General features: G+C 45.0%; 20 protein-coding genes and 1 pseudogene. 11 read left to right on the forward strand and 10 right to left on the reverse strand.

The window, feature by feature from the left end:
- Window positions 1-428 precede the first annotated feature (428 nt).
- The 4 genes from EXU30_RS14290 to EXU30_RS14305 all read left to right on the forward strand — a co-directional run bounded on the left by EXU30_RS14290 (window position 429) and on the right by EXU30_RS14305 (window position 7120).
- Window positions 429-2225, forward strand: coding sequence for an assimilatory sulfite reductase (NADPH) flavoprotein subunit (locus EXU30_RS14290; protein ID WP_130601135.1), 1797 nt, complete (start codon window positions 429-431; stop codon window positions 2223-2225).
- Between the two features lie 117 nt (window positions 2226-2342).
- Window positions 2343-4034, forward strand: coding sequence for an assimilatory sulfite reductase (NADPH) hemoprotein subunit (gene cysI, locus EXU30_RS14295; protein WP_130601137.1), 1692 nt, complete (start codon window positions 2343-2345; stop codon window positions 4032-4034).
- The gene (locus EXU30_RS14300) at window positions 4027-4833 is read left to right on the forward strand and encodes a phosphoadenylyl-sulfate reductase (protein ID WP_130601139.1); all 807 of its coding nucleotides are present in this window, start codon (window positions 4027-4029) and stop codon (window positions 4831-4833) included. Before cysI ends, EXU30_RS14300 begins: the two co-directional genes overlap by 8 nt.
- A 580-nt stretch (window positions 4834-5413) precedes the next feature.
- Complete coding sequence (locus EXU30_RS14305) at window positions 5414-7120, forward strand: hypothetical protein (protein WP_130601141.1); 1707 nt, start codon at window positions 5414-5416, stop codon at window positions 7118-7120.
- Between the two features lie 113 nt (window positions 7121-7233).
- On the opposite strand, the gene EXU30_RS14310 is transcribed toward EXU30_RS14305, so the two are convergent.
- Window positions 7234-8178 carry a phospholipase A gene (locus EXU30_RS14310; protein WP_130601143.1) on the reverse strand — a complete coding sequence of 315 codons (945 nt, stop codon included), beginning with the start codon at window positions 8176-8178 and terminating at the stop codon, window positions 7234-7236.
- A gap of 284 nt (window positions 8179-8462) precedes the next feature.
- Here EXU30_RS14310 and cobA point away from each other — a divergent pair, with 284 nt between their 5' ends.
- Complete coding sequence (gene cobA, locus EXU30_RS14315; protein ID WP_130601145.1) at window positions 8463-9272, forward strand: uroporphyrinogen-III C-methyltransferase; 810 nt, start codon at window positions 8463-8465, stop codon at window positions 9270-9272.
- 31 nt (window positions 9273-9303) lie between these two features.
- On the opposite strand, the gene fliB is transcribed toward cobA, so the two are convergent.
- The 7 genes from fliB to yjjX all read right to left on the reverse strand — a co-directional run bounded on the left by fliB (window position 9304) and on the right by yjjX (window position 16338).
- The gene (gene fliB / locus EXU30_RS14320) at window positions 9304-10479 is read right to left on the reverse strand and encodes a flagellin lysine-N-methylase (protein WP_130601147.1); all 1176 of its coding nucleotides are present in this window, start codon (window positions 10477-10479) and stop codon (window positions 9304-9306) included.
- A 228-nt stretch (window positions 10480-10707) separates the two neighbouring features.
- Window positions 10708-11871 (reverse strand): membrane dipeptidase, encoded by a 1164-nt coding sequence (locus tag EXU30_RS14325; RefSeq protein ID WP_130601149.1) that lies wholly within the window; start codon window positions 11869-11871, stop codon window positions 10708-10710.
- A gap of 125 nt (window positions 11872-11996) precedes the next feature.
- Window positions 11997-12440 (reverse strand): SufE family protein, encoded by a 444-nt coding sequence (locus EXU30_RS14330; RefSeq protein WP_130601151.1) that lies wholly within the window; start codon window positions 12438-12440, stop codon window positions 11997-11999.
- Window positions 12441-12477: 37 nt separating this feature from the next.
- On the reverse strand, window positions 12478-13833 hold the full coding sequence (locus tag EXU30_RS14335; RefSeq protein WP_130601153.1) for an aminotransferase class V-fold PLP-dependent enzyme: 1356 nt from the start codon (window positions 13831-13833) through the stop codon (window positions 12478-12480).
- Between the two features lie 178 nt (window positions 13834-14011).
- Window positions 14012-15052 carry an NADP(H)-dependent aldo-keto reductase gene (locus EXU30_RS14340; protein WP_130601155.1) on the reverse strand — a complete coding sequence of 347 codons (1041 nt, stop codon included), beginning with the start codon at window positions 15050-15052 and terminating at the stop codon, window positions 14012-14014.
- A gap of 129 nt (window positions 15053-15181) precedes the next feature.
- Window positions 15182-15745, reverse strand: a complete 564-nt coding sequence (locus EXU30_RS14345) for a GNAT family N-acetyltransferase (RefSeq protein ID WP_130601157.1) — start codon at window positions 15743-15745, stop codon at window positions 15182-15184.
- A 41-nt stretch (window positions 15746-15786) separates the two neighbouring features.
- Window positions 15787-16338 carry an inosine/xanthosine triphosphatase gene (gene yjjX / locus EXU30_RS14350; protein ID WP_130601159.1) on the reverse strand — a complete coding sequence of 184 codons (552 nt, stop codon included), beginning with the start codon at window positions 16336-16338 and terminating at the stop codon, window positions 15787-15789.
- A gap of 489 nt (window positions 16339-16827) precedes the next feature.
- Here yjjX and EXU30_RS14355 point away from each other — a divergent pair, with 489 nt between their 5' ends.
- Both EXU30_RS14355 and EXU30_RS14360 read left to right on the forward strand, forming a co-directional pair.
- A complete protein-coding gene (locus EXU30_RS14355; RefSeq protein WP_130601161.1) occupies window positions 16828-17658 on the forward strand; it encodes a DUF4097 family beta strand repeat-containing protein in 831 nt (276 codons plus the stop codon).
- A 159-nt stretch (window positions 17659-17817) separates the two neighbouring features.
- Window positions 17818-18582: a ribonuclease H1 domain-containing protein gene (locus EXU30_RS14360; protein ID WP_130601163.1), complete on the forward strand. Its 765-nt coding sequence runs from the start codon at window positions 17818-17820 to the stop codon at window positions 18580-18582.
- A gap of 7 nt (window positions 18583-18589) precedes the next feature.
- Here the strand turns inward: EXU30_RS14360 and EXU30_RS14365 are convergent, their stop codons facing one another.
- Together EXU30_RS14365 and EXU30_RS14370 are read right to left on the reverse strand one after the other, a co-directional pair.
- Complete coding sequence (locus tag EXU30_RS14365; RefSeq protein WP_130601165.1) at window positions 18590-19294, reverse strand: hypothetical protein; 705 nt, start codon at window positions 19292-19294, stop codon at window positions 18590-18592.
- A gap of 225 nt (window positions 19295-19519) precedes the next feature.
- On the reverse strand, window positions 19520-19966 hold the full coding sequence (locus EXU30_RS14370) for a GNAT family N-acetyltransferase (protein ID WP_130601167.1): 447 nt from the start codon (window positions 19964-19966) through the stop codon (window positions 19520-19522).
- Between the two features lie 138 nt (window positions 19967-20104).
- Between EXU30_RS14370 and EXU30_RS14375 the strand changes: the two are divergent.
- From EXU30_RS14375 to EXU30_RS14390, 4 genes and pseudogenes are all read left to right on the forward strand, one after another.
- A pseudogene (locus EXU30_RS14375) lies at window positions 20105-20406 on the forward strand (hypothetical protein).
- Between the two features lie 209 nt (window positions 20407-20615).
- A complete protein-coding gene (mdh, locus tag EXU30_RS14380) occupies window positions 20616-21551 on the forward strand; it encodes a malate dehydrogenase (RefSeq protein ID WP_130601169.1) in 936 nt (311 codons plus the stop codon).
- 207 nt (window positions 21552-21758) lie between these two features.
- Window positions 21759-22910: an efflux RND transporter periplasmic adaptor subunit gene (locus EXU30_RS14385; protein ID WP_242620217.1), complete on the forward strand. Its 1152-nt coding sequence runs from the start codon at window positions 21759-21761 to the stop codon at window positions 22908-22910.
- Window positions 22911-22922: 12 nt separating this feature from the next.
- Complete coding sequence (locus EXU30_RS14390; RefSeq protein ID WP_130601173.1) at window positions 22923-26057, forward strand: efflux RND transporter permease subunit; 3135 nt, start codon at window positions 22923-22925, stop codon at window positions 26055-26057.
- The last annotated feature ends 115 nt before the right edge of the window (window positions 26058-26172 follow it).

Genomic DNA, 26172 nt, shown 5'->3' on the forward strand with positions numbered 1-26172 from the left:
CTGATGGTTAATAAAAAAGGCTGTACCTAAACCTTGATGTTTAGGCGGTTACGGCATCCCATTATGTAAGGTCGAACATGATGGTGTGACCCAGACCCATCTTAGTGATGGAAACCAGGATTTAGTTCTTACTTGTATCGCGTTTTGTGATTGTTGTTCTGTTTTTGTGACAATCGAAGTGGCGTAAATTCAATAAGAAATTAGCCCCTTAGCTTGAAGCATTAGCCATAAACGTGACAAGAGCCAGTTAGAGAAATCCCACTGTTTTGCGTTGTAGATCACTAAAACTTTTAACTAAGCCACACTTTTGTAGCTCAAAAAATAACCTTTGCATATTCCATAAACGTATAAAGAATTATCTTTTATTCTTTTTTGACAATTTGGCCAAGGAGTAAGCTAACAGCATTATTTTGTTATAAGGCCGCCCTATGTTGTTAAAAGAATTATCTGCATTAGCTTCCCCCCTATCACAGGGGCAGGTAGAAAAGCTAAAGCAATTTACCGCCGAGCTAAATCCAATCCAGCAAGCCTGGGTGAGTGGTTATCTTGCTGCTAGTGCTAATGCTGTTGGCGCTGTGGCGAGTGCACCCGCAGCGCAAGCTAGTCAAATCATCACCATTTTATATGGCAGCCAAACGGGTAATGGTCGTGGCGTGGCCGAAACTCTGGCGCAAAAAGCGCAGGAGCAAGGCTACAGTGTTAATTTGACCTCAATGGCCGATTACAAAGCTCGCGCGCTAAAACAAGAAACCTTACTGTTGGTGGTGGTCAGTACCCATGGTGAAGGTGAAGCGCCAGATGATGCTATGCAGCTACATGAGTTTTTAGCTTCAAAACGCGCCCCGAAGCTGGATAACCTACATTACTCGGTATTGGCGCTCGGTGATTCTAGCTATGAGTTCTTCTGCCAAACCGGTAAAGACTTTGATGCGCGCCTTGCTGCGTTAGGTGCGAAAGCGTTAACACCAATGGTTGAGTGTGACGTTGATTATGAGGATAGCGCTGATGCATGGACTGACTCTGTATTAGAGGCGGTAAAACCTCATCTTGAATCTTCAACTAACGCAGCCTCAGCGAGTGTAGTACCGATTTCTGCTGCGCAAGCAGGCGCGAGTCAATACACCAAAAAAGCGCCATATACAGCTGAAATCCTTGTGAGTCAGAAGCTGACTGGCCGCGACTCAGATCGCGATGTGCGCCATGTTGAAATTGACTTAGGTGATTCAGGTATTGAGTATCAGGTGGGTGATGCCCTAGGTGTATGGTTTAGTAATAACCTTGAGTTAGTTGATGAAGTATTAGCTCAGCTCGAGTTATCTGGTGATGAGTCGGTTGAAGTGAGCAAACAAAGCACGACTTTGAAGCAGGCACTTATCAACAGCAAAGAGCTAACTCAGCTATATCCTGGCTTTATTCAAAACTGGGCTGAACTCAGCGCTGATAAGTCTTTGCAAGCACTTGCGAGCGACAAGAGTAAAACCAGAGAGTTTATGCTGACTCAGCAAGTGGTAGACATCATTAAGGCTTATCCTGCCAAAGTTGAGGCGCAGGCTTTTGTTGATTTACTGCGCCCATTAACGCCGCGTTTATATTCTATCGCCTCAAGTCAGGCTGAAGTAGAAGCAGAAGTCCACCTTACCGTGGCGTTAGTTGAAGATGAGCGTAATGGTCAGGCTCGCTTTGGCGGCGCGTCACATTTCCTAGCCTCTGCCGAGGAAGGCCAACAAGTCAAAGTCTACGTTGAGCCTAACAACAACTTCCGCTTGCCAGAAAACCCTGACACGCCAGTGATTATGATTGGCCCTGGTACTGGCGTAGCGCCGTTTCGTGCCTTTATGCAACAACGCAGCAGTGATGGCGTTGAAGGCAATAGCTGGTTGTTCTTTGGTAACCCACATTTTGAGCAAGACTTCTTATATCAAACCGAGTGGCAGCAGTACCTTAAGTCGGGCGAGTTAACTCAGCTTGATGTGGCGTTCTCCCGTGATCAAGAGCATAAGATTTACGTGCAGCACCGTATCAGTGAACAAGCTAAGCAGGTATGGCAGTGGCTGCAAAATGGCGCGCATATATATATATGTGGTGACGCTGAGCGTATGGCAAAAGATGTGCATCAAGCCTTGTTAGATGTTGCCCAAACTCAGGGCGGATTATCAAGCGATGATGCCGCCAGTTACCTAGATACATTACGCGTAGAAAAACGTTACCAGAAAGACGTTTATTAACTTTTCTCACTAGAGATAAGAACTAGAGAACGCAAACAGATTATTCGTCACGCCACTAATTAGTCAGACTAAAAGCAATAACGATGGGCGCGGCCAAGACAAATTTTGAGGTTTCACATGAGTGAGCAAAAGTTAGCAGTAAATGAATATTTAAAAACCGACAGTGATTACTTGCGCGGCACCATTCAAGAGGGGTTAGATACTCAGGTGACGGGCTCGTTTAGTGATGGCGATCAGCAGCTAATTAAATTCCACGGTTTTTATCAGCAAGATGACCGAGACTTACGCAATGAGCGTAAAGCACAAAAGCTTGAACCGCTATATAGCTTCATGCTGCGTGCCCGTGTACCAGGTGGTATTTGTACGCCGGAGCAGTGGTTAGATGTCGATAGAATTTCATCTACCTTAACTACATCAAACAGTATTCGTTTAACTACTCGTCAAACGTTCCAATACCATGGTATTCCTAAGCGTAATCTTAAAACACTAATTCAGGGGCTAGATAGAGCTGCGTTAGACTCAATTGCCGCATGTGGTGATGTAAACCGCAACGTGATGTGTAATCCAAACCCGATTGAGTCAAAGTTGCATGAGCAAGCGTACGCAGTGGCAAAAGAGCTATCTGATCACCTGCTGCCTCACACCCGCGCTTATGCTGAGATTTGGCTCGATGAAGAAAAGCTAGTTGATACCCAAACCAATGAACCTGTTTATGGCAAAACGTACTTGCCACGCAAGTTCAAAATGGCGGTATCAGTGCCACCTGATAACGACGTTGATGTTTATACCAATGACCTTGGTTTTATTGCCGTAGCTGAAAACGGCGAGTTAGTTGGCTTTAACCTGGTAGCTGGCGGTGGCATGGGTTCTACCCATGGTGAGGTGGAAACCTTCCCACGTCTGGCTGATGATTTTGGCTTTATTAAAACCCAAGATGTGATCAAGTTTGCCGAAGCTGTGATGACTGTGCAGCGCGACTGGGGTAACCGCGTGGTGCGTAAGCGTGCGCGTTTGAAATATACCATTGTCGACCATGGTTATGATGCCTTTAAAGCTGAAGTTGAAAAACGCGCTGGTGTGAAGTTTGAGCCTAAGCGCGATGTGGTGATTGGCGATCGCGGTGACCGTTACGGCTGGGTTGAAGGTATCGATGGCAAGTGGCATCTAACCTTGTTTATCGAAAGCGGTCGAATTAAAGATATGCCAGGGCAAACATTGCAAACTGGCCTGCGCGAAATTGCCAAAATCCATAAAGGTGATTTCCGCATGACATCAAACCAAAATATGATTATTGCCGGTGTTGCAGAGCAAGATAAAGCTGAAATAGAAGGCTTAGCGCGTAAGCATGGATTATTAGGTAAAGTACTATCGGCAACTCGCGGCCACTCAATTGCTTGTGTGGCATTGCCAACTTGTCCGCTAGCGATGGCAGAAGCTGAGCGTTACTTTCCTGAGTTTATCGACCACGTTGATGCCCTACAGCAAAAGCATGGTATTGAAGACCAAGCTATTGTAGTGCGAATGACGGGTTGCCCTAACGGCTGTGCGCGTCCGTTTGCCGCAGAAATCGGCTTAGTGGGTAAAGCGCCAGGGCGTTACAACTTATATCTGGGTGCAAGTTTTGAAGGTACGCGCCTGAATAAAATGTACAAAGAAAACATCCAAGAAGCGCGAATATTGGCTGAGTTAGACGAATTATTTGGCCGTTATGCAGCCGAGCGAGATGCAGGCGAAACTTTCGGTAACTTTACTGTGCGTGTTGGTGTAGTAAAGGCCGTTGTTGATGCCGCTAAGGATTTTCATGGATAACCAAGTCACGCAAGCTGTTGGCGATGAATCCCTAAGCGTTAGTGGCTCGATAAATTCGCCAATATCTAAAGATGAATTGTTGAGTTTGCTCGCAGCGCCAAAAGCGACCGCGCAGCAGGGGTTAGCGAAGGTTAACCAGTTTCTTGAAGGCTTATCAGCCGAGCAGAGAGTGGAATGGGCCCTTGCCTACTTACCTGACTGTCACGCTTTGTCGTCAAGCTTTGGGATCCAAGCTGCAGTGATGTTGCATATGATGAATAGCGCTAAAGCTAACATTCCGGTGATACTGACAGATACGGGATATCTGTTTCCTGAAACCTATCGCTTTATTGAAGAGCTAACAGAGCGCTTGTCGTTAAATCTTCATGTGTTTAGCGCAACCAAAAGTGCTGCTTGGCAAGAGGCAACTACAGGAAAATTATGGGAAAAAGGCCTAGATGCGTTAGATGAATACAATCGCATTAACAAAGTAGAGCCTATGCAAAGAGCGCTAGCGCAATTAAGTGTAGGAACCTGGTTTGCAGGGTTGCGCAGAAGTCAGTCAAGTACGCGAGAAGAGCTGCCTATTTTGGCGATTCACGGTAAACGATTTAAATTCTTACCGATTATTGATTGGTCAAATAAGCAGATCCACGAGTACCTAGTTGAGCATGATTTGCCGTATCACCCTCTGTGGGAGCAAGGTTATGTGTCGGTCGGTGATACACACTCATCTCAACCACTTGAAGCTGGTATGACAGAGGAGCAAACACGTTTTAACGGTATGAAACGCGAGTGTGGCTTGCACTACGAGATCTAACCTATATTGCGTGCGCTTAAGCGCTAATTGATAGGTCAAATAGCGCTAGTCCAAAAGTGTGAATTTGGTGAATTTTATCAGTGACGATGAAACTGTAATAAAAACGCCTTGTCAGTTATTTATGCTAGAACTTACTAAATGACCGATATCCTTGTGGTATTTTTGCGAGATAGGCATATAAATCGCTGTTAAAGGCTGTTTTTATGAATTTTTGTTAAAAAACTCATGCAAAAGCCTCTAGGGTGGTCTAAATTTAGAAGTTCCCGTAGACGGTTTTTGTCGACACTTTAGGACTGTAATTGCAATCCAAGTACCTCCAAAAGCTTCGCTCGCTTCCACGAGCACTTGATTGACTTGTTAGCGCAGGAAAATCAAATCAGTTATCCCCAGCAGGGCAAGATTGCCCTGCTGGGGATTTTATTTTTTATCGCCCCGCCATAAACAAACTTCAACAATTCATAGCACTTAAATCTTATATAGGTCACAATAACTCACTGTTTTATGCGCGCTTTATAGATTGTTAATTTAAAGATAGTTAAAAATCTAGTCGCAATAGTCCAACAATAAAAATGGAGCAAAGATGAAAAAACTCGTCGTCGGGGCAGGGATTGTCTCACTCGCCGCATTAGGTTATGTCGCCACTATGCAAGATTCTGCCTCGAGCAATAGCCAGGTGCTTGCCAATGTACCGGCAGACACTGTGATGCTATCGGCCCAGTTAACGCCGTTTCCTATTAAGCAGTATTTAGCCTCGTCTGCTAAGCAATATCAGGCGATGCCACATGAGCCTATTCCGTTAGATGTGGCGCCAGAGCTACCTATCTCGCCACTGTTTATTAGTTTGTTTAATAGTGCAATGGCAAAGTTAGACGACCCACAAGCTGTGCTGGCTCAGTTTGGTATCGCCGATACCATGCGTAGTTCATCTTATTTTATTGGCGCATTGCCTGTAATGAAGTTCGAAGTGACAAATCCTGCGGCTTTCTGGGCTGAAATTGACCGAGCTGAAGTAGAAAGTGGTGTGCTACATCAAGCGCAAAACCTCCGCGGTTTGGCTGTGCGTAGTTATCCTGTGCTAGATAGCGGCGAGCCAGAGTCAATTGATTTGGTTATTGCAGAAAAAGACGGTTGGGTTACTTTTACCTTTAAATCGTCATTGATCGATGAAGAGTACACCGCACAAGCATTGGATCTTGCTCAAGTTAGCAACCCGATTACGCAAACTAGCTATGTTGAAGATATTTTCAAGCAATATAACTTCACTAAAGATGGCGTGAGCTTTATTAACCATCAGGCGCTTGTGAATGGTTTGACGTCAGAGAGCGGCAATACGCTGGCGAAACAAATCTCAGGTATCGCCGCACTACAAGGCTCACAAGAGCTGGCTATGATGCGCAGTACTGAGTGTCACACTGAGCTAATGTCGATTGCTAACAATTGGCCAAAAACTGTCATGGGTATCGATAAGCTAGAAGTTAAATCTGGTTATTCAACCATGGCAAGCAGAGTGATTGTTGAGTCAAAGAACGCAAAAATTTTAAAGGCGTTGAGTAAGCTACAAGGTTTTGTACCTAGCTTTGGCGAGCAAAGTTTGTTTGCTATGGGCTTAGGTATTGATGTTGGTGAAGTTTCATCTAGCATCAATGCAATTTGGAGCGATTTACAAACTCCGAGCTATCAGTGTGCGCCGCTAGCGCAAATGCAGCAGGAGATAGCCCAGCAAAATCCTATGATGCTTGGCATGATGACTGGCATGGCTGATGGTGTTAAAGGTATCAGCATCAGCGTCAATGGTTATCAATTGTCTGAGCAAAATGGCCAGCCAAAGGTTGATAACCTCGATGCATTAGTTGCGGTCTCTGCTCAAGACCCATCATTGTTGTTGAATATGGTAGCGCCGTTTTATCCGCCGCTTGCCCAAGTGCAATTAACTGATGGTGGTGAGGCTGTCGATGTATCTTCGATGCTGATGCTACCACCTGAGTACGGTGTAACGGCTAAGCTTGCGCTTCGCGGCAACCACTTAGTGTTATTCAGTGGTGAGAAGGGCGCTGCTATGGTTGATAATTTAGCAAGTCAAAAGCTTGAGAATAATGGCTTTATTGCGACACAAATCGACTACAAGAAAGCCATTGGTCCGTTAATTGATGTGATTGAAAATAGTGGTGAAGAAATGCCACCAGAGCTTGAGATGTTCAAGCACTATGATATGAACATGTCGATGGATATTCGCTTTACCGACAATGGTATTGAACTAGGCTCTAAAGTGGAATATGGCGATAAATAAGCTGTACTATAACCCTATTCCCTAAATAGACTATCAAGCTTGGTTATAAACATATAATCACAATAAAAAAGGTGCTAATTAGCACCTTTTTTGTTGCTTGCTCGATGAAGTATTTACAAAATATCGTTAAGCGCTAAGCCAATACCAATACGTTGGTTATGGTGGTTATAGTCGATAAGGCTTTCACCGTAACCGTTAAAATACTGAGTATACAGGCGCAAGTTACCGACAATCGGATAGCTCCAGGTGACTTCTACTGCGCCGCGCTGAGTGCCAAATAAATCGTTGCGTAGCATCATGGTAAAGCGATGATCGCCCAAACCATAAATTGATGTCAGTTCGAAGTTACCCATGTAGTCGCCAATGTCTGGATTATCATCGCCGCGAGGGTCAGTGTCGAACTCTTTGTCATCTTCAGGTACACGCCACCATGCCTTTAAACCAAGTGCGAAAGGGCCTTTGTCGAATACCATGGTGCCGTATATGCGGTTCCAGCTGCGTGACAGTGTTGTTGATTGGCCATTAGATTGATGCACCATACCAAAACCCCAAAATGAGTTGGTTAGGCCTGCCACTTCCCAGTCGTTATTGAACAGCATGAACATTTCCGGTTCATGGTTGGTTTCTCTAAATGGTGATGAGACGTCTTTGTTATACACCTGCCAATATGACTGGTTAGAATAGGCAAAAAATAGGTGACCGTTGTCGCCAAACATGTTGTACCACAATGGAAATTTAAAGCTAATCTGAAACTTAGCTTCAATGTTGTCGACCTTACCTTCTTCATCTGGGTACTTTTCCCTAAAAGGCTCAAAGTTAGTTCGAGTTTGGTAAGTCACAGGTAAAATATAATTGGCTTTGTGCGGGGTGATCACAAAGGCGTGATCTGAGGTTTCAAGCTCATCTTTAACTCGAGCTTCTAGCAGCGAGTCTTGTGCGCTTGCAACTGAAGTTATGCCCAGTGTTAACAGTAATATGCTTATAGTGTGTTTTACGCTTCGTGCCACCCATCTAACTGGCCCACGACTTGATATAGTTCCAAACTGTTGTTTATTCATCTTGCTTCCTAGCTAAGTTGTACAGCGCTGATATTGTCACCAAAAATGTTATCTAGTGTCGAGCTTGTATCCTGCGTTTTTGAGGTTCTTTAGTTTCTGATTTAAACAAACTTTTAAGTAATCTGCATGAAAATTATGCGTCTAGCTTGTTTTTCTTCTGCCCCGCTTAATAATCACAAATCCTCTATATATTCATTATGGTTATAAAAACTAACTATTAACTATTATATATGGAATATGTAAGCCGCTATATTTGATCCAAATCAAACATAGCGGAAGGTGTGATGGAGCTAATTTCAATCCCCAATCAACAGGCAATCGGCAAGGTCTGGCTCGTAGGAGCAGGGCCTGGTGATGTCGATCTACTGACAGTAAAAGCCTTTCGTTTGCTGCAACAAGCAGAAGTGGTGCTTTATGACGCACTGGTAAGTCCGGAAATCTTAGCCTTGTTGCCAGCAAGTGCTGAGAAAATTGCCGTGGGAAAACGCGCCGGTAAACACAGTGCAAGTCAGGATCAAATAAACCAACTACTAGTGACCAAAGCGTATACCCGTAAAAGTGTCATTCGCTTAAAAGGTGGCGACCCATTTATTTTTGGCCGCGGCGGTGAAGAACTGCAAACTTTAGTCGACGCTAAGGTGCCATTTGAAGTCGTGCCGGGTATTACTGCAGCAAGCGGGACTTCATCATATGCAGGTATTCCATTAACTCATCGCGATCACGCCCAAGGGGTGACTTTTATTACAGGTCATTGCCAGCTTGAGTCTCGCCCAATGGACTGGCAAGGCTATGCCAACCCAAATAATACGCTAGTAGTGTACATGGGAATTTTAAACGCCGAGATTATTCGTGACGGTTTGCTCAATGCAGGTCGCGCAGCGTCAACTCCTGTCGCCATTGTTTCAAAAGCGACCACTCAAGAGCAGCAAGTATTTAAAGCCAGCTTAGGTGAGCTCGCAACCCTAGCAAAGCATCCTGAACTGCAAATGCCAGCGCTGATGATTATCGGTGAAGTGGTAGAGCTCTCTGACAGTTTAAATTGGTTTGAACCGAACTCAACATCCTTGCAAGGCAAGCAATCGCTAGCCTTGTAATTGAGTGCTTCTATTGTTGTTGATGCATATTTTATGTTGTTTTCAACAAACTAATCGCCGCTGGCAGTGATGTCAGATTATTTGCCAGTAACACTTCTTTTAAACGGTCGGTAAACTTAGGTTTGTGTTGTCTAACCACGTGATAAGTTTGGAAGCATTTGACAATATCATCTTGACTGAGTGTTTGTTGCTTGAAATATAGTGCGCTTAAATAACAGCGAACCATAAAACAGTCGATGATCAGTTGTTGCAGCATAAACTCTGGATCATGCTGCTCGTCCATAGGGAAGTGGTTGTGATAAATAGAATACAAAATAAAACGCGTAAACAGCTCGTCGTGATCAGTCACCACTTTAGTGACACCCTTCTCCCAAGCTTGATTTAACTGCTCAATAGAGTAGTTGTTTTGCTCATTACATACTTGGTTAATAATGTCATTTAACGATGAGAATCTGTCCCTAATCCCTCTAGAGTGCAGCTTAGCTACCGCGTCATGAATCGCAACGAAGGTTTGATTCTGCGGTGCACTAGTATAAGGAATTTGCCCATAACTTTGGCTGAACATACCCGCTTGTGCCATCGCTGATAGTTGCTGATGACGGCTATCAAGTTGTGATAGTGGCGCTTGGCGCAGCTTTACCTGCGTAGCCGTTTTAATTAAAAAGCCTATTGCCAGTAAGGCTTGTTGCCACGGAAGACCTGAGTTGACCAATAAATCTAAGCTATAGTCATAGGCTTTCTCTAACCATGGCGCGCCGGGTTTTGCAGGTGCATTGTTTCCACTAGGGTTCGCACTAAATTGAAACGCATCTTCAAACAGCACTAACCTGGCAGTTTCAGGACATGACAGGTACAAGCTCATGTACTTATGCCCGTCAATAATTTGGTTTCGTTTAGGGTAGGTTTTGCAGGTGTAACTTAGCGCATCTTCACCTGCTTTACTGTGGATTTGGCACCACTTTTTCTCATCAAGAAATGGGCAAGCGCCTTGCTCGTCAAGGTTAACGATGGCCCAGGTTGATTCATTGTCTTTGACTTCGGTCAATGCAAACTTGGCAATATCTGCAAGTTGCTTATTGCCTACTGTGCGTTTGTAGCTTTGTTTGTCGAAGGTGATCATCCAGTCATTGCAACAGCTGTCACTGCAATGCGGGCCAATGCAGTTGAACATTTCGACGTAACTTGGCTTGATGATCAGGCTTTCCATAGTATTCCCTAGGTCTTTGCTAAACGATGTTATACCAATTGGGATAAATAAGTGTTCAGATATTACGCAGGAAAAATCGTTTAGAACAAGGCGGAAATTGCAGCTAGCTAGTTGCTCTACCCACAAAATTTTTAACGAAGTTATAAGCGATTTTAGCCAGTAAGAAAGATCACATACTTGTGCTAATTGGTATTAGCCAGCTTTTTGACGAAACTGGCTAATATGGTGTTAAACAACGACTGACTGCAATACTCGAGCCAAATTGCCTCCCATAAAGCGGTCGCGATCGGAAGATTTGAATCGCGCTTTGCGCAGCGCATCGTCAATGCGGCTCATGCGATCAATATGATTAAGCTCTGGTATCACCACATGTCTTGGCTCAACATCAAACCCAAGCACATTTTTAGCCCGCAAGCTATGCCACCAATCCAGGTATTGTTTAACCCCTTGGGCGTTATCATTCTCTAGCTCAAGCAGCTTTAAGTGACCGCGCAGTGGATAGTCATTGGCGATGGCGACAGACTCGACGCCGCCCACGCGAGATACATGCTCAAGTTGACGTACAAAGTCATCAACAGTAGGAACAGGGTTGTTAGTTAGCCAAAAACTCATCATAAATACGCCAAATACGCCGCCAGTGTCGGCAATGGCACGGATAACTTCATCTGGGCTACAGCGGGCGTGGTTGACGATGCTGCGCACTGCGCCATGTGACTGCACTATTGGCTTATTGCTTAAACGTGCAGTATCAAGTGCGGTTTGTACGCTTGAATGGCTAACATCGATGAGCATGTTCTTTTGGTTTAGCGCAGCAATCAACTCACGGCCTTGTTCTGTCAGCGGTTTATCGAGCCCCAGGCTACCATCATTGTCTAACGCGCCACCCGCAAACTCGTTGCCATAGTGGTGCGTTAGCTGCAGTACCCGCAAACCTTGCTGGCGAAACTCTTCTAGCTGTTGCCAGTTGTTGGCGTTGCTGTCACCCTCAACGCAATCCGCGCCTTGGATTTGAAAGAACACCGCTGTTTTGTCCTGGGCGACAGCTTTTTCGATATCCAGCCCGGTTAAGCCTCTTTGATACACATCTGGGTGAGCGTCGACAGTCGCATTGGCTTTGGCAATACTCTTGATACAGGCGTTGTAGGTACGCTTGTAGTTGGTGGTGCCATCGGCTTGTTTTACCGCTTCAATATCTGAAATATCAGCAATAAAGGCGTTGAGCTTAGAGGCTTTTACGTCGTTTACGTCTTCTGGTAGGAAGCATAGGCCGTCGATATAAAGCCGTTGCCTTCTTGCCCATGCTGGCATGGAGGCAAAGGGAGAGAGTAGCGCACACGCGCCAAGCCCTTGAAGTAAATGACGGCGTTTCGGGTCATATAACGAGCCTGGCATGGCGTGTCCTCTTATGCTGAATATATCTGCTTGTTTGGGTTCTCTATAATACGGGCTTGCATTTGGTTTTGTAACATAGACTTAGCGACGTTTGTCTAGCCTGGTCTATTTTTGGCTACCTGTGCTTATTCTTGGCTAAACGCGGCAATTGCGTTCGCTAGTGCGGTAATGCCATTGGTTCTTGATGGGCTCAATTGACCGCTTAATCCTAAGCGTTGAAACTCATCTGAGATACTGAAATCGGCAATCTCTTTGGTCGTTTTCGCTTGAGTATGACTTAGGATGATTGCAATGAGCCCTTTTACGATTCGTGCATCACTGCTAGCAATAAAATAATGTTTACCATCAATTAGTTGATGATACAACCAAGCTTGGCTTTCACAGCCTTTTACTTGAGCTGACTCATGTTTTAGGCTTTCAGGTAGCTCTGGCAGTTGCTTACCTAGCAGCATAATTTGGCGGTATTTTTCTTGCCAGTTCTTGGCATTTTCGATGAGTGTGACGCCATCAAAAATACTCGGTGGAAGCTCGGCGAATAACGATGATTCAGCTGTTGGGCGCGCTGACATGGGTGTTTATCTCTTATTAAATACGATTACTGAGATTCTATACCAAAATGTCGATGACTTCTTTTAAGCCATTAATAAATCTATCGATATCGGCTTTGTTACTGTAGACCCCAATCGAAACTCTGCAGCAGCCCGCTAAAGCTAAATGTTCCATCAATGGCATAGCGCAGTGGTGACCACAGCGCACGGCAATGTTTTGCTGATCTAGCAAGATGCCAACATCCTGATGGTGCTCACCTTTGATGTTAAAGGCAAGGGCGCCGACATTGGTTGACTGCGGCTGAACGCTCTGTGTGCCACAGCTGCCATCTTCGCTACTATCGTCCAAACCATATAGGTTAATATCCTCTAACAAGCTTAACTGCTGCTGAAGATAACTCATTAAGCCGCGCTCATGGTTAGATACGTGGGTTTTATCTAGTGAGTTTAAAAATTCAATCGCTGCACCTAAACCTATAACTTCTGCAATTGCTGGGGTGCCGGCCTCGAGGCGATTTGGCAACTCACCAAATGTGGTGCCACTAAAACTCACCGTTTTGATCATCTCGCCCCCAGTGAGCATAGGCGTGAGTTTATCGAGTTGCTCAAACTTACCGTAAAGTACGCCGATGCCTGTAGGGCCATACATCTTATGACCTGAAAAGGCATAAAAGTCGCAATTGAGTGCGCTAACATCAACCGTTAAATGCGCCACTGCTTGTGCGCCATCAACAAACGTCATTGCGCCTGCTTGCTGAGCTTGGGCAAGCATATCTGCCACAGGATTGATTGTGCCTAACGCATTGGTGACGTGGGCTAGTGCCACAAGTTTTGGCTTTTGCACTAGTAGGGTTTGATAACCTTGCTGACAGATTAATCCATTGTTCGTTAGCGGAATGGGTTTAACAATCGCGCCTGTGCGTTTGGCGAGTTCCTGCCAAGGTACTATGTTGGCGTGGTGGGCGGCGCCGTCGACTAAAATGACATCGCCTTTCGCAAATTGCTCAGTTAGGCCATAGCTAAGCATATTAATCGCGCTTGTCGTACCTTGAGTAAAGATGATCTCGCGGCTGCTGGCGGCGTTAATAAAACTGGCGACTTGCTCTCGTACTGCTTCATAATCACGAGTGGCCGCGGCTGATAACTGGTGCGCGGCGCGGTGCACGTTAGCGTTACTGCGTTGATAATAAGCCGTCATTGCGTCAATCACGCACTGTGGTTTTTGGCTAGTGGCTGCGGTATCTAAATAGCAAACTTGCTGCTCACCTTGTCCACTATTGTCGCCATCGCTGTCGCCATCTTGTTGAGTATTCCCTAGGGTAAGCAAAGGGAATTGAGCGCGAACAGCGTTGTGGTCAAACTCCGTGGAAGCAGGTTGTAAGTGAGTAGAGGTTGATTGATTAGCAGAGGTCATAGCAAGTGGCGCTTATAAATGGCAATAAAAAAGACGACAGTACTTGAAGATCTTCAAGTAATTGCCGCCCCTTTGCAAGTAGAAGTTAAGCTTGCTTCCTCTAAGTTGATTTACTGCCTATCAAACTGGCTATATATGCTTTTACCCAGCGTTCTCTTATCAAGGTCAAGGGAAACGACTAAGGGCAAGGGAAGCGATAGAGTGCAGATAACTCATCGATTCTTGTTTGTAGCTCACCAGACAGTACTAATTCCTGACTGGCAATATTCTCTTTTAATTGCTCAAGTTTTGATGCACCAATAATCGTGCTGCCAACAAACTTACGTGATTGTACAAAGGCGAGCGCCATTTGCGCGGGCGATAAGTTAAACTCTCGGGCTAAATCCACATAAGCCTGAGTTGCCTCAATTGCCATCGGCGTGCTGGTATAGCGAGTAAACCGTGGCGAGAGCGTCATGCGCGCATCTGCTGGTGCTTGATTGTTAAGGTACTTACCGCTTAATGCACCAAATGCCATTGGAGAATAGGGGAGCAGTGGTACTTCTTCGCGTAAGCTGATCTCTGAATTGCCCATTTCGAAACTGCGATTTAGCAGGCTGTAAGGGTTTTGAATACTCACCACTCTTGGCAATTCATGCTTTTCAGCAAGCTTTAGATACTTCATAAAGCCCCAAGGGGTTTCATTGGAAATACCTATGTAACGAATTTTGCCTTGCTTGACTAATTCCGACAGCGCTTCAAGGGTGTCTAAGATTGGTGTAGCATGTTCATCCTCATCATGCTCATACATAAACTGGCCAAAATAGTTGGTGTTACGCTCAGGCCAATGCACCTGATACAAATCAATGGTGTCGATTTGCAAGCGGGTAAGCGACTCTTCAACCGCCTGATGAATATTGCGCCAGTCTAGCGCCATGTTAGGTCTGAGTGGGTCGCCTTTGACGCCGGGAGCGGCAACCTTAGTGGCGATAACGAGATTATCGCGATTACCTCGTTGTTTTAAATAGTTGCCTATGATGCGCTCAGTTTCGCCCTGAGTTGAACTTTGTGGCGGCACTGGGTACATCTCGGCAGTATCAATAAAGTTAATGCCCTGGGCGATAGCATAATCAAGCTGCTCGAATGCATCTGCTTGAGTATTTTGGTCACCCCATGTCATTGTGCCTAAGCACAATTTACTGACTTCTAAGGTCGATAGACCAAGTCGTTGATATTCCATTTGTTACTCCCGCAAGATGATAGGTAATTTCACCCTAACAAGCTTTGTGGGAGTTGAAAAGTGGTGACGAGCTGTATCCGTTTTAGCTGCTTAGGTTATAAGCAAGCGTTGAGTGTTGAAGTGATGATTTTATTTATCAGCAGTCAGCTGCAGTATCATGGCGATTTCACAGGCATCATGGCCTGTGTCACCAAGGTGTCGGCAGCGCTTGAAGCCAAGCTGATTGTAAAAGTTTAACGCTTCGGGCAGTAGGGCTGTGGTTTCAAGGTAAAGCTGGCTATAACCCTCTGCGATGGCAAATTGTTGGCAGATTTCAAACATAGGTAGCGCAAGTTTTTTACCGCGAATAGCTTTGCTAAAGTACATTTTTTGTAGCTCGGCGATACCAGTGGTACTAGTTTGACATTGGGTTTGCGTCAATGAGCTACTTAGTGGTGCGATACCTGCGCCGCCCAGTACCTTGCCTTGATATTCAATCACCCAATATTGCCAGCCATCTGCAGCATAAGTTGCTTCCATATCATCTAGGTTTGGGTCTGCTACGCCATAGCCTTTGTCTGCCGTTAATCCATACTCTCCGGATACGCTGCGGATAACCTCTGCCACAGCTGGATTATCTCGCGTTTCAATTGGGCGGATTTGCCAGTCTTGATCGCTAACCTGATTTATATTGTCGGTGGTGATATTAGTCATTCTTTTCCACGTTTTATTCAAACAACTCTTGGGGGAACAAATTACTCGTGATTAACAAACAGCTCAGGATTAACAAATGGCGCCATGGCTAATATCAAGGCATGGGTGTAGTTGCTAGTACGAGTGGCTAGATTGTTTGTCAGCAAGCCTATCGCGCCGCCTTTTTGTTTGATGTTGTCGGTATTAAATAGTCTGTCCATTACATGACCTAACTCTTCGCCTTGCTCTAATGCGTGATAGACCTGCTTAGGGAGAGGTAGCATAGCGCCGCGACCAACTGAAAGTTTGCCCTGATGAATGATTGCCATATAAGCGAAGGTTGCGGCTCCATGGTCAAATAAGTCAACGCCGCCTTCCATTGCGATAAAAAAATCAGCCTCTGGATGTTGCTGCTGGCAATATTTGGCGCGATTAATGGCGCCAAGCTTGGTATCAGCATCTGTCATTGGTTGGTCGGCTACGCCTGATGGTGCCGCAATACCCATGCAGTCAATTTCGGCATCAGGAAAGTACAGGTTTAAGGTTTCTTTGGCGGCATTTACTTTAACCGGATTTTTTGAACCAACGATAAGGCGAATGGTAGTTGTGGTCATTTGGCGGGATCTCTATCAACACGGCTTTTAACTTGATGTGGGCAATCATAGCAGTAGTGTTGGTCACTGCCTACTGATTGAATCATGGTTATTCCAAGCAAGTGTTGGAGTGTTACTTTGGTTTCAGGGTTTCAGGGTTTCAGGGTTTCAGGGTTTCAGGGTTTCAGGAGTTCAGGGTTTCAGGGGTTAGGGCTTCAAGGCTGACTGAGTTGGTGAGTTTCACTAAAATTTGTGGATCTGACTTAATTATTTAATTTTTAACAGAGCCTATTTGTTTGCCTGCCAATCTTAATCTGTTGTTTGTATTGGCTTATTTTTCTTTTCTGTAAGTTGGCAAAGTCTTTGCTTCTTTGATTGGAGTAAGGCTGCACAAGGATAAAATTGTTGATTTAAGTCGAATGCCCTATGTGCTGTAAACAATAATAAATGCCAAGCTGTTATCATTAGTTTAGGTAAGGCTTAAGCAAACGAATTTAAGGATAAATTTTTATGAGCTCTTCTTTAATCAAACCATTAACTGTCGCGCTGTGTTTGGCTGGCGCATTAACAACAAGTGGCGCTGCGTTAGCGGATGAATTGCAGCATAGCCAACAACAGCTAGAACTTAAAGCTAGCGATCTAGAAGCGTTAAAAGCAAAGGTTGGCGCAGGTAAACTGGTGATAACGGGTGCAGATATCGAACAGGTGATTGTGGTTGCCGATATTTACCAAACAGATAATAGTGACATTGAGCTGAGTTTAAAACGTCGTGGTGATAAAGCGATACTGAAGGCGGATGCAGAAGCCGGTATGTCGTTATTTTCTTTATCTTCAGAATCACCTTATATCGACCTTGAAGTGACTGTACCTAATTCGATGTTACTTGAAATTGAGGATGGTTCGGGGCCGATTAAGATCAGTAAAGTGAACAATAACATCAATATTAAAGACGGTTCTGGCTCGATTAAAATTGACGGTGGTGCAGATCTAAATATTAATGATGGTTCGGGTAGTATTGATATTCGCGGCGGTAACACTGTGAATATTAATGACGGCTCTGGTTCAATTACGCTTGAGCAAGCGCACGGTAACGTTTCAATTAATGATGGCTCAGGCTCAATTAAAGTTGAGCATGTTAAAGGTGATTTAAATATCAATGACGGTTCAGGTAGCGTCACGGTGGAGCATATTGCTGGCATGGTAACCATTAATGATGGTTCAGGCGGTATTGATGTTGCCCACACTCAAGGTTTGAATATTCCTGCTGCAGGCTCCGGCTCAGTGGCTTATGAGCACATTAATGGCCCAATATCTGTTCCGAGTAAGCACAAGCGTATGTAGTCGATTGCGGTAAAAGCCCTGAATTCAGAACGTAAGTGCAATAACTTGTTATGAGCTAAATCTCAGCCAACAGGTTAAAGGTCAGATTAAAAACGAGCTTAAGGCTCGTTTTTTTGTGGCATCATATGCACTCATTGATTGCAAATTAAGGCAAACCGAATGGCGAAGAAGTTTTACGTAGTGTGGCAAGGACGCAAGCCTGGCATTTATGACAATTGGAACGAGGCCAAGGCGCAAGTCGATAAGTTTGCTGGTGCCAAGTACAAATCATTTCCAAGCTTTGCTGAAGCAAAAGCGGCTTTTGGCCAGGCGGCTGATAAGAGTATCGGTCAGGCAAGTAAGGCTGTTAAGCCTTCTGCGGCAAAATCGAAAGCTGGGGTTTCAGAGCATCAAGTAGTATTGGGGCAATATGATGTTGTGTTATACACAGATGGCGGCTGTGACCCAAACCCAGGGCAAGCAGGTTCAGGTGTTGCTGAGTATCAATCTGGCGTGCTGACTAATCTATGGTACGGGCTGTATAACCCGAATGGCACCAATAATACCGCTGAGCTTAACGCATTAACGCAAGCTTTACAGATGGCTCAGCAAGCAAGTGCTCAAGGTAAGTCAGTGAAGATTTTTAGTGACTCTCAGTACTCAATTAACTGTATTAGCAATTGGGCTTATGGCTGGAAAGCCAAAGGCTGGACACGTAAAGGTGGCGAGATTGCCAACCTTGAGTTGATCCAACAGGCCCATGAGCTTTATGACAGTTTAAAAGATGCGATTGAGCTTGAACATGTTGCCGCACACGTGGGTATTGAGGGCAATGAGCTAGCCGACCGCATGTCGATTTACGCAGTCGACCAAACTGAGTTAGATTTTGTGGCTTTGCCTCAACCTATTGATGTTAGTGCAGTATTGGCACTTAGAGCTGGCTAATTTGGTTTTAGTATTTAAGGTTTAACTTAGCGCAACGAAGTGCAGCACGGACACCGGGCAAGCTGGCCTTGGCTTGTTTGTAGCCGCTTATTAAGTTGTCATAGCTCTTGTAGTGCATGATGTCAGCTACAATCTGTTTTGGTTTGCATTCAAACTGCTTAGATAAAGCGATTAGCAAGTCTGAATTGAACTTAACCGACTCATCCATAAATTCACCAACTGTATTTTTACGCTCTTTTTGCAATTGTTGTTTGCGCATAATTTGCAGCTCTTGTGTCGATTTAAGGCGAGATTTATGTTGTTTCCAAACCGCTGGTTGCGTCAACAGTTCTAGGTCATCCATGATATCCAGTACACTACAGTGATACTTGTTTGCCAGAGCCGTTAGCAAGGGCATATCGCTAAATTTTTTACCTTTCATAGCCAGCAAAACAATGTGGTCGCGGCGTTGTTCAATGACTGCTAAGCGTGCCACTTGCTCTGGAGACAACTGTTCAAGGGATAGTTGCTCATTGGTTAGTTGTTGATCTTGTTTAAAAAGCTGCTGAGCTTGTTGATCGAGTGATGGAGACGATTGAGTAGATAGCTCTAGTGCCTGTTCATGTGCTTGCTTTAAAGGCTTTGTTTGAGGGCTATAGTCATTGTGTTTGCTTTCAGCTTGACGAGTGTGTTGAGCACTATCAATTGAATTAGCTTTTGAATAACTTGACATATCGGCCTCTCAAACCGTTAAGAATTGGAAGAGAATTATCTATCTGGTTGGAATTCTAAGCATCACTATTACCCATAACTAAGGGCTAGTTAACATTAGATGTAACTAGCTCTGGATGAATGTATGCTTTTTGTTTGGTATGGGTTGTATTTCAGTGTGGCGAGGCAAAGTTTACCATCAGATTTAATTCAAGCGCCTTCAGTGAATATATGACTCGTTCTATTATCAAATAGTTTCTTCAAACATCAGATAGTGACTTTCACTCATTCCCAGTTTTTTGTAGGTACTGTGAGCATTGTGGTTGTCGTGCTCGGCGTAAAGTCTAAAACAGCGTCCGTCGTTTTTGTCTCTGGCTATTTGTTTTACCTGATTATACAAGGCGCTATATATACCTTTGCGTCTATATTCTGGGCTCACATAAACGCTTTGGATCCAGTAATACTGTTCGGCGCGCCAGTCACTCCATTCAAATGTCACCATCAGCGAGCCTATGACTGCTCCTTCAACTTCTGCGACCAAATAGAAGCCGCGTTCACTGTGTTCTAGCATTCCCTTAACTCCGCGTTGCAGGGTTTGCTCATCTAGCTTTAAATCTTCGGTTTCTAGTGCCATAGCCTGATTAAAGGCAACTAGTGAATCAAGGTCGGTATTAAGCGCTTTTCTAATTATCATTTTTGGCTGTTCCAAAGTGGGCAGTGTTAAGTCGTAAGTAAATGTCGAGCTTATAAACTTGGCATTCGACTAAAGTCTACTATGCTTAACATGTCGCTGTTAATGTTTGGTTTAGAAAACATGCCGCCGGAGGTGAAAATGGCCATTCGACATGATGCTAAACGGTATCGTTTTCGGGTACGTCGACTTCCTCACGGCGCAGCGGCGTCTAATCTTCCTTCGAGTATTAACCATCCTCTTCATTTTTGTTTAACAATCTGTACCTTCGGCTTTTGGGGATAGTGTGGTGGCACCTGATCCTCAAAAGTCGCGGCGAGCATAACTTTATCACAGCGCTAGACGATGATTATTGGAGTTACCTTATTGAACGTGAGCAGCCACCTGCTGCGCTCTATCAACTTCGAGTTAACCCACGTGCCCAAGGTAAGTTTGAGGCGTAATAAATTCCTCTAGTTTGTTTTCTTCTAGACAAGTCCAAATTTTCATAAAGTGTTTAATGTATTCCAGTGACTGAGCTTTACGCTTAAGCCTTTGCTTAATTGCGCTCAGCGACTAATGGATAATTGAAATTAGTGTGACATTGAAGTAATGTGACGCCCATAGAAATAAGATCTATGTCACAAATTGCATATAATTGATGGAGATAATTATGAAAGTTGCTGTACTTGGTGCTGCTGGTGGTATTGGCCAGGCCTTAGCTTTACTATTGAAAACTCAATTGCCTGCGGGCTCACAATTGTCTCTATACGACATCGCACCAGTAACACCAGGTGTTGCTGTTGACCTAAGCCACATTCCTACCGCTGTTGAAGTAAAAGGTTTTGCTGGTGAAGATCCAACTCCTGCTTTAGAGGGTGCTGATGTAGTACTTATCTCTGCGGGTGTTGCACGTAAGCCCGGTATGGATCGCAGCGACCTATTTAACATCAATGCTGGTATCGTTCGTAGCCTAATTGAAAAAGTTGCTGCTACTTGTCCTAAAGCGCTAGTTGGTGTGATCACTAACCCAGTTAATACAACTGTTGCTATTGCTGCTGAAGTACTAAAGAAAGCTGGCGTTTACGACAAAAACCGTTTATTCGGTGTGACAACACTAGACGTTATCCGCAGCGAAACTTTCATTGCTGAGCTAAAAGGCTTGAACGTTGCAGACGTTAAGCTAAACGTTATCGGTGGTCACAGCGGCGTGACTATTCTTCCACTACTTTCACAGGTTGAAGGCGTGAGCTTTACTGATGAAGAAGTAGCTTCACTAACTAAGCGTATTCAAAACGCAGGTACTGAAGTAGTTGAAGCTAAAGCCGGCGGCGGTAGCGCAACACTTTCTATGGGGCAAGCAGCTTGCCGCTTTGGTTTATCACTTGTTCGTGGTCTTCAAGGTGAAGCAAACGTTGTTGAGTGTGCCTACGTTGATGGTGGCAGCGAGCACGCTGAATTCTTCGCTCAACCAGTACTACTTGGTAAGAACGGTGTTGAGAAAGTACTTCCTTATGGTGATGTTAGCGAGTTCGAAGCGAATGCGCGTGACGAAATGCTAGACACCTTAAAAGGTGACATCAAAATCGGCGTTGAGTTTGTAAAATAAGCTCACAATGATATTGAAAAAACGCGAAGTTTTTACTTCGCGTTTTTTTATGCTTCAAATTCGATAACTGAAGCGTAATTGTTGCGTATGTTGTGTTGTTGGGTGCTATTGTTATTGAGGTGTAAAGGTGTTTCAATAACCTCATTTATGATACTGATTTATCGAAAGTCTTTGGAGGCTTGTATGGTTCGCGTTGGAAATTCTTGGATGAAAATCAGCCTGGTGCTGAGTGTGATGTTATTCGGCGCGGCCTGCTCGGATGCACCGCAGCAGCAAGCAGCGCAAAGCCTGCCGAGTGTGATTGTTAATACAGCTGAGTTGAAAGAAATTCGCCCAATGTCAGAAATTGTTGGGCGTACCCGCGCATCTGAAGACGTGGTGATTAAGTCGCAAATTCAGGGTCAGCTGCTAAAACGCGTTTTTGCAGAAGGTCAAGATGTTGCTGCTGGCGACTTGTTGTTTGAAATCGACCCATCAACATATGAAGCCAAGCTTGCTCAACAAAAAGCGGTGTTAAAGCAGGCGATAGCGTCTAAAGATGTTGCTATTATGAACTGGCAGCGTGGTAAACGTTTGCTGCCAGACGGCATGATCAGTGCGCAAGATATGGATGAGCTAACTAGTCGTAAGCTAACCACTGAAGCGGGTGTTGTTGAAGCGGAAGCTGCACTGGAAGCGGCTGAATTGCAACTTAGTTATACAAAGGTATACGCGCCAATTTCAGGTCGTATTAGTAGCTCTAAAGTGAGTACTGGTGACATTATCACCCCGCAAACGGAAATGGCGAGTCTGGTTCAGCTTCAACCTATGCGAGTTAACTTTCAGGTGGCTGAAAAGTCACTGATTTCATTCCAGCAGGAACTTGCTAAAAACCCAAATCTCAATGTCAAAATTGAAGACGTAGTAATTAAACTGCGTCTACCAAATGACACCATCTTCGATGAGATAGGTCATATTGACTTTATTAGTAACCGTGTTGATGCCGCAACCGGTACGCTAGAGCTACGAGCAAGTTTTGATAACGCCAATAGCCTGCTATTGCCTGGTTTGTTTGTCACCTTGATTGTTGAGTCACCTGTTGTTGAAAAAGCCATTCTTATTCCGCAAGCCTCGGTCCAAGAAGACCAACAGGGTCGCTTTGTAATGGTTTTGACTAGTGAAAACAAGGTTGAGAAACGTGTAATTGAGCTTGGTGAGCGTTTTGGTATCGACTGGCGCGTTCTTAGCGGCCTAAAACAAGGCGAACGTATTGTAGTTGATGGTTTACAAAAAATTCGCCCAGGCATTCAGGTTGACGCTGTCGAGCAAGATGTGAAGCCTTTCGAAGAGTTAAACAAATCAAACGCCGATGCGTCTTAGTGAGGGATTGCTATGATTAGTGATTTTTTTATTAACAGACCTAAATTTGCGTTTGTTATTTCAATTATTCTCACCCTGGTGGGGCTGATTGCCATTCCAGTATTGTCGGTGGCTGAGTTTCCGCAAATTGCGCCGCCACAGGTTAACATTTCAACTAGCTATTCAGGAGCAAGTGCTGCGATTGTAAAAGACACCATTGCTCAACCTATTGAGGCTGAAGTAAATGGTGTTGAAGGTATGATCTACATGGAGTCAAAGAGCTCTAATGATGGTTCATACTCGCTCAGCGTGACCTTTGAGGTGGGTACTGACCCTGACATGGCGCAGGTGCAAGTACAAAATAGAGTGCAACAAGCTACGCCACGTCTTCCTCAAGAGGTTCAGCGACAAGGGGTGAAAGTAGAGAAGCAAAGCCCTAATATGCTGATGGTGGTCAACGTTTATTCACCTGAAGAAACCTTCGATTCACTGTTTATTACCAACTATGCCGGCCTTAACATTAAAGATGCATTGGCCCGTCAGGGTGGTGTATCGAAAGTACAGGTTATTGGTGGTATGGATTACGCCATGCGTATCTGGCTTGACCCCAATAGCATGGCAAGTTTAGGTGTGACTGCTACCGATGTCATTGCTGCTCTGCAAGAGCAAAACATTCAGGTGGCGGCTGGTCGTATTGGTGCAGCGCCAGTCGACCCGAATCAGCAGTTCCAGTACACGCTACAAACCAAAGGTCGTTTAAAAGACGTGGAAGAGTTTGGCAGAGTGATGATCCGCGCTAATAACGACGGCTCAAAGGTGACGGTGTCTGATGTCGCTCGCGTGGAGCTGGGGTCACAAACCTATGACGCTCAGGGTAAGCTAAACAATAAACCATCGGCGATTATCGCGATTTATCAGTCACCAGATGCTAATGCGCTTGAAGTGGCCAAAGCGGTAAAAGCAGAGATGGAAAACCTGTCACAGCGTTTCCCTAATGATCTTACTTACGATGTGCTTTACGACACGACAGCTTTCGTAGAAACCTCGATTAAAGAAGTTGTTGAAACCTTAGTTATCTCTATTTTGCTGGTAATTTTCGTGGTGTTTATCTTCTTGCAAGATGCACGCTCCACACTTGTACCCGCTATTGCAATTCCGGTATCACTGATTGGTACGTTTGCCTTCTTACTGCTGTTTGGTATGAGCATCAACACCGTCTCTTTGTTTGCACTAATCCTGGCTATTGGTGTGGTAGTAGATGACGCAATTGTTGTGGTTGAGAACGTTACCCGCCTGATGCAAGACGAAGGCTTGTCTGCTAAAGATGCGACCTCTAAAGCAATGAAAGAGGTTACTGGGCCGATTATCGCGACTACGCTGGTACTGCTCGCGGTATTTGCGCCTACGGCTGTTATGCCTGGTATTACCGGGCAGATGTATGCCCAGTTCTCGGTGACGATTTGTATTTCGGTGTTAATTTCATCAATCAACGCATTAACCTTAAGTCCGGCATTGTGCGCCTCGGTAATGCGCCCACCAAAAGAGCATACCAAAGGATTCCACGCCACATTTAACAAGTACTTTGATTTTGCCACTGGCAAGTACATGGGGCTGGTGTCTGGTCTGGTTCGTAAACTTACACTCGTGGGTATTGCTTATGTAGTGCTGATTGGCTTAACTGGCGGCGCGGCGAAAATTCTGCCAACAGGTTTTGTGCCTATGGAAGATAAAAAAGCCTTTATGGTGGATATTCAGCTGCCAGATGGCGCATCGCTCAACCGTACTGAAGCTGTGATGCGTGAGCTAGTGACCTTAACGCTTCAAGAGCCTGGGGTTGAAAATGTTATTCACGCCAGTGGCTTTAGTATTTTGACGGGCTCGGTATCGTCAAACGGTGGTTTGATGATTGTCACCTTGTCTGACTGGGAAGAGCGCACCACACCAGAGCTTGCAGAGTCGGCGATTGTGGCTAAGTTGCAAGCCAAGTATTCAGCTAACCCATCGGTTAAGGCAATGGCTTTCTCGCTGCCGCCAATTCCTGGTGTGGGTAGCGTCGGTGGCTTTGAGTTTGTGCTGCAAGATACCCAAGGGCGCAGTCCACAAGAGCTATCGTCAGTCATGCGCGCGCTGATTATGAAAGCCAATGAGCAGCCAGAGATAGCCTTCTCATTTAGTAACTTCCGTGCTGATGTGCCGCAAATGTATGTTGATGTTGACCGTGATAAAGCGAAAGCATTAGGCATTTCACTCAACGAAATTTTCACCACCATGCAGACCATGCTTGGCTCTATGTACGTGAACGACTTTAACCGTTTCGGTAAGGTGTTTAGGGTGATGTTGCAGGCTGAGGGTGAGTTCCGTAACTCAGACCGTGACATTAATAAGTTCTATGTCCGTTCTGGCGATGGCGAGATGATCCCATTGAGCACGTTAGTAACCGTGACGCCAATTCTTGGCCCTGATGTGATGAACTCGTACAACATGTTTAGCTCAACTACCATTAACGGTTTCCCAGCACCTGGTTATAGCTCGGGTGATGCGATTACTGCAATGGAGCGCGCGGCAAATGAAAGCTTGCCAGCAGGTTACAGCTTTGAATGGACAGGGCAGACTTATCAGGAAATTAAAGCCGGTAACCTAGCACCGCTTATCTTTGGTTTAGCGCTGGTGTTCACATACTTGTTCCTTGTTGCTCAATATGAAAGCTGGACTATTCCGTTTGCGGTAATGCTAGCGGTACCGATTGCGGTACTGGGTGCATTCGCCTACATCCTCGCAATGGGCGGAGACTTGAACCTATATGCCCAGATTGGCTTGGTGCTCTTGATTGGTCTCGCTTGTAAGAACGCGATTTTGATTGTTGAGTTCGCTAAGCAGCTGCGTGAAGACGGTAAGAGCATTTTGGAAGCGGCTGAAACTGCAGCTAAGCTGCGTTTTCGTGCTGTATTGATGACCGCATTTTCGTTCTTGCTAGGCGTATTACCACTGGTTATTGCAACTGGTGCAGGCTCTGGTAGTCGCCGTGCATTAGGTTATTCAGTATTTGGCGGTATGCTAGCGGCAACCCTAGTCGGCACGCTGTTAGTTCCAGTGTTTTATGTGATTATGCAGAAGATGCGTGAGCGCACTAAAGCTAAAGTGAACTCAACCGAGCAAGCCGAAAGCTAATCGTTTATGCCAAGATTAACTAACAAAGCCCTCACGATGATGTGAGGGCTTTTTGTTTTCTCAAACGGGTTTAAGGGCAGAAAAACCAGAAGCTTTAAATTTGAAAGGCTGTATT

Origin of the sequence: Shewanella maritima (assembly GCF_004295345.1) — a bacterium.
GTDB classification, from domain to species: Bacteria; Pseudomonadota; Gammaproteobacteria; order Enterobacterales; family Shewanellaceae; genus Shewanella; species Shewanella maritima.

Coding starts and splice junctions, on each gene's coding strand:
- EXU30_RS14360 (WP_130601163.1), top strand. CDS start 17,818: ATGGCGAAGAAGTTTTACGTAGTGTGGCAAGGACGCAAGCCTGGCATT.
- EXU30_RS14390 (WP_130601173.1), top strand. CDS start 22,923: ATGATTAGTGATTTTTTTATTAACAGACCTAAATTTGCGTTTGTTATT.
- EXU30_RS14355 (WP_130601161.1), top strand. CDS start 16,828: ATGAGCTCTTCTTTAATCAAACCATTAACTGTCGCGCTGTGTTTGGCT.
- EXU30_RS14345 (WP_130601157.1), bottom strand. CDS start 15,745: ATGACTAATATCACCACCGACAATATAAATCAGGTTAGCGATCAAGAC.
- EXU30_RS14290 (WP_130601135.1), top strand. CDS start 429: ATGTTGTTAAAAGAATTATCTGCATTAGCTTCCCCCCTATCACAGGGG.
- EXU30_RS14370 (WP_130601167.1), bottom strand. CDS start 19,966: ATGATAATTAGAAAAGCGCTTAATACCGACCTTGATTCACTAGTTGCC.
- EXU30_RS14305 (WP_130601141.1), top strand. CDS start 5,414: ATGAAAAAACTCGTCGTCGGGGCAGGGATTGTCTCACTCGCCGCATTA.
- EXU30_RS14335 (WP_130601153.1), bottom strand. CDS start 13,833: ATGACCTCTGCTAATCAATCAACCTCTACTCACTTACAACCTGCTTCC.
- fliB (WP_130601147.1), bottom strand. CDS start 10,479: ATGGAAAGCCTGATCATCAAGCCAAGTTACGTCGAAATGTTCAACTGC.
- EXU30_RS14300 (WP_130601139.1), top strand. CDS start 4,027: ATGGATAACCAAGTCACGCAAGCTGTTGGCGATGAATCCCTAAGCGTT.
- mdh (WP_130601169.1), top strand. CDS start 20,616: ATGAAAGTTGCTGTACTTGGTGCTGCTGGTGGTATTGGCCAGGCCTTA.
- EXU30_RS14325 (WP_130601149.1), bottom strand. CDS start 11,871: ATGCCAGGCTCGTTATATGACCCGAAACGCCGTCATTTACTTCAAGGG.
- yjjX (WP_130601159.1), bottom strand. CDS start 16,338: ATGACCACAACTACCATTCGCCTTATCGTTGGTTCAAAAAATCCGGTT.
- EXU30_RS14310 (WP_130601143.1), bottom strand. CDS start 8,178: ATGAATAAACAACAGTTTGGAACTATATCAAGTCGTGGGCCAGTTAGA.
- cysI (WP_130601137.1), top strand. CDS start 2,343: ATGAGTGAGCAAAAGTTAGCAGTAAATGAATATTTAAAAACCGACAGT.
- EXU30_RS14340 (WP_130601155.1), bottom strand. CDS start 15,052: ATGGAATATCAACGACTTGGTCTATCGACCTTAGAAGTCAGTAAATTG.
- cobA (WP_130601145.1), top strand. CDS start 8,463: ATGGAGCTAATTTCAATCCCCAATCAACAGGCAATCGGCAAGGTCTGG.
- EXU30_RS14385 (WP_242620217.1), top strand. CDS start 21,759: ATGAAAATCAGCCTGGTGCTGAGTGTGATGTTATTCGGCGCGGCCTGC.
- EXU30_RS14330 (WP_130601151.1), bottom strand. CDS start 12,440: ATGTCAGCGCGCCCAACAGCTGAATCATCGTTATTCGCCGAGCTTCCA.
- EXU30_RS14365 (WP_130601165.1), bottom strand. CDS start 19,294: ATGTCAAGTTATTCAAAAGCTAATTCAATTGATAGTGCTCAACACACT.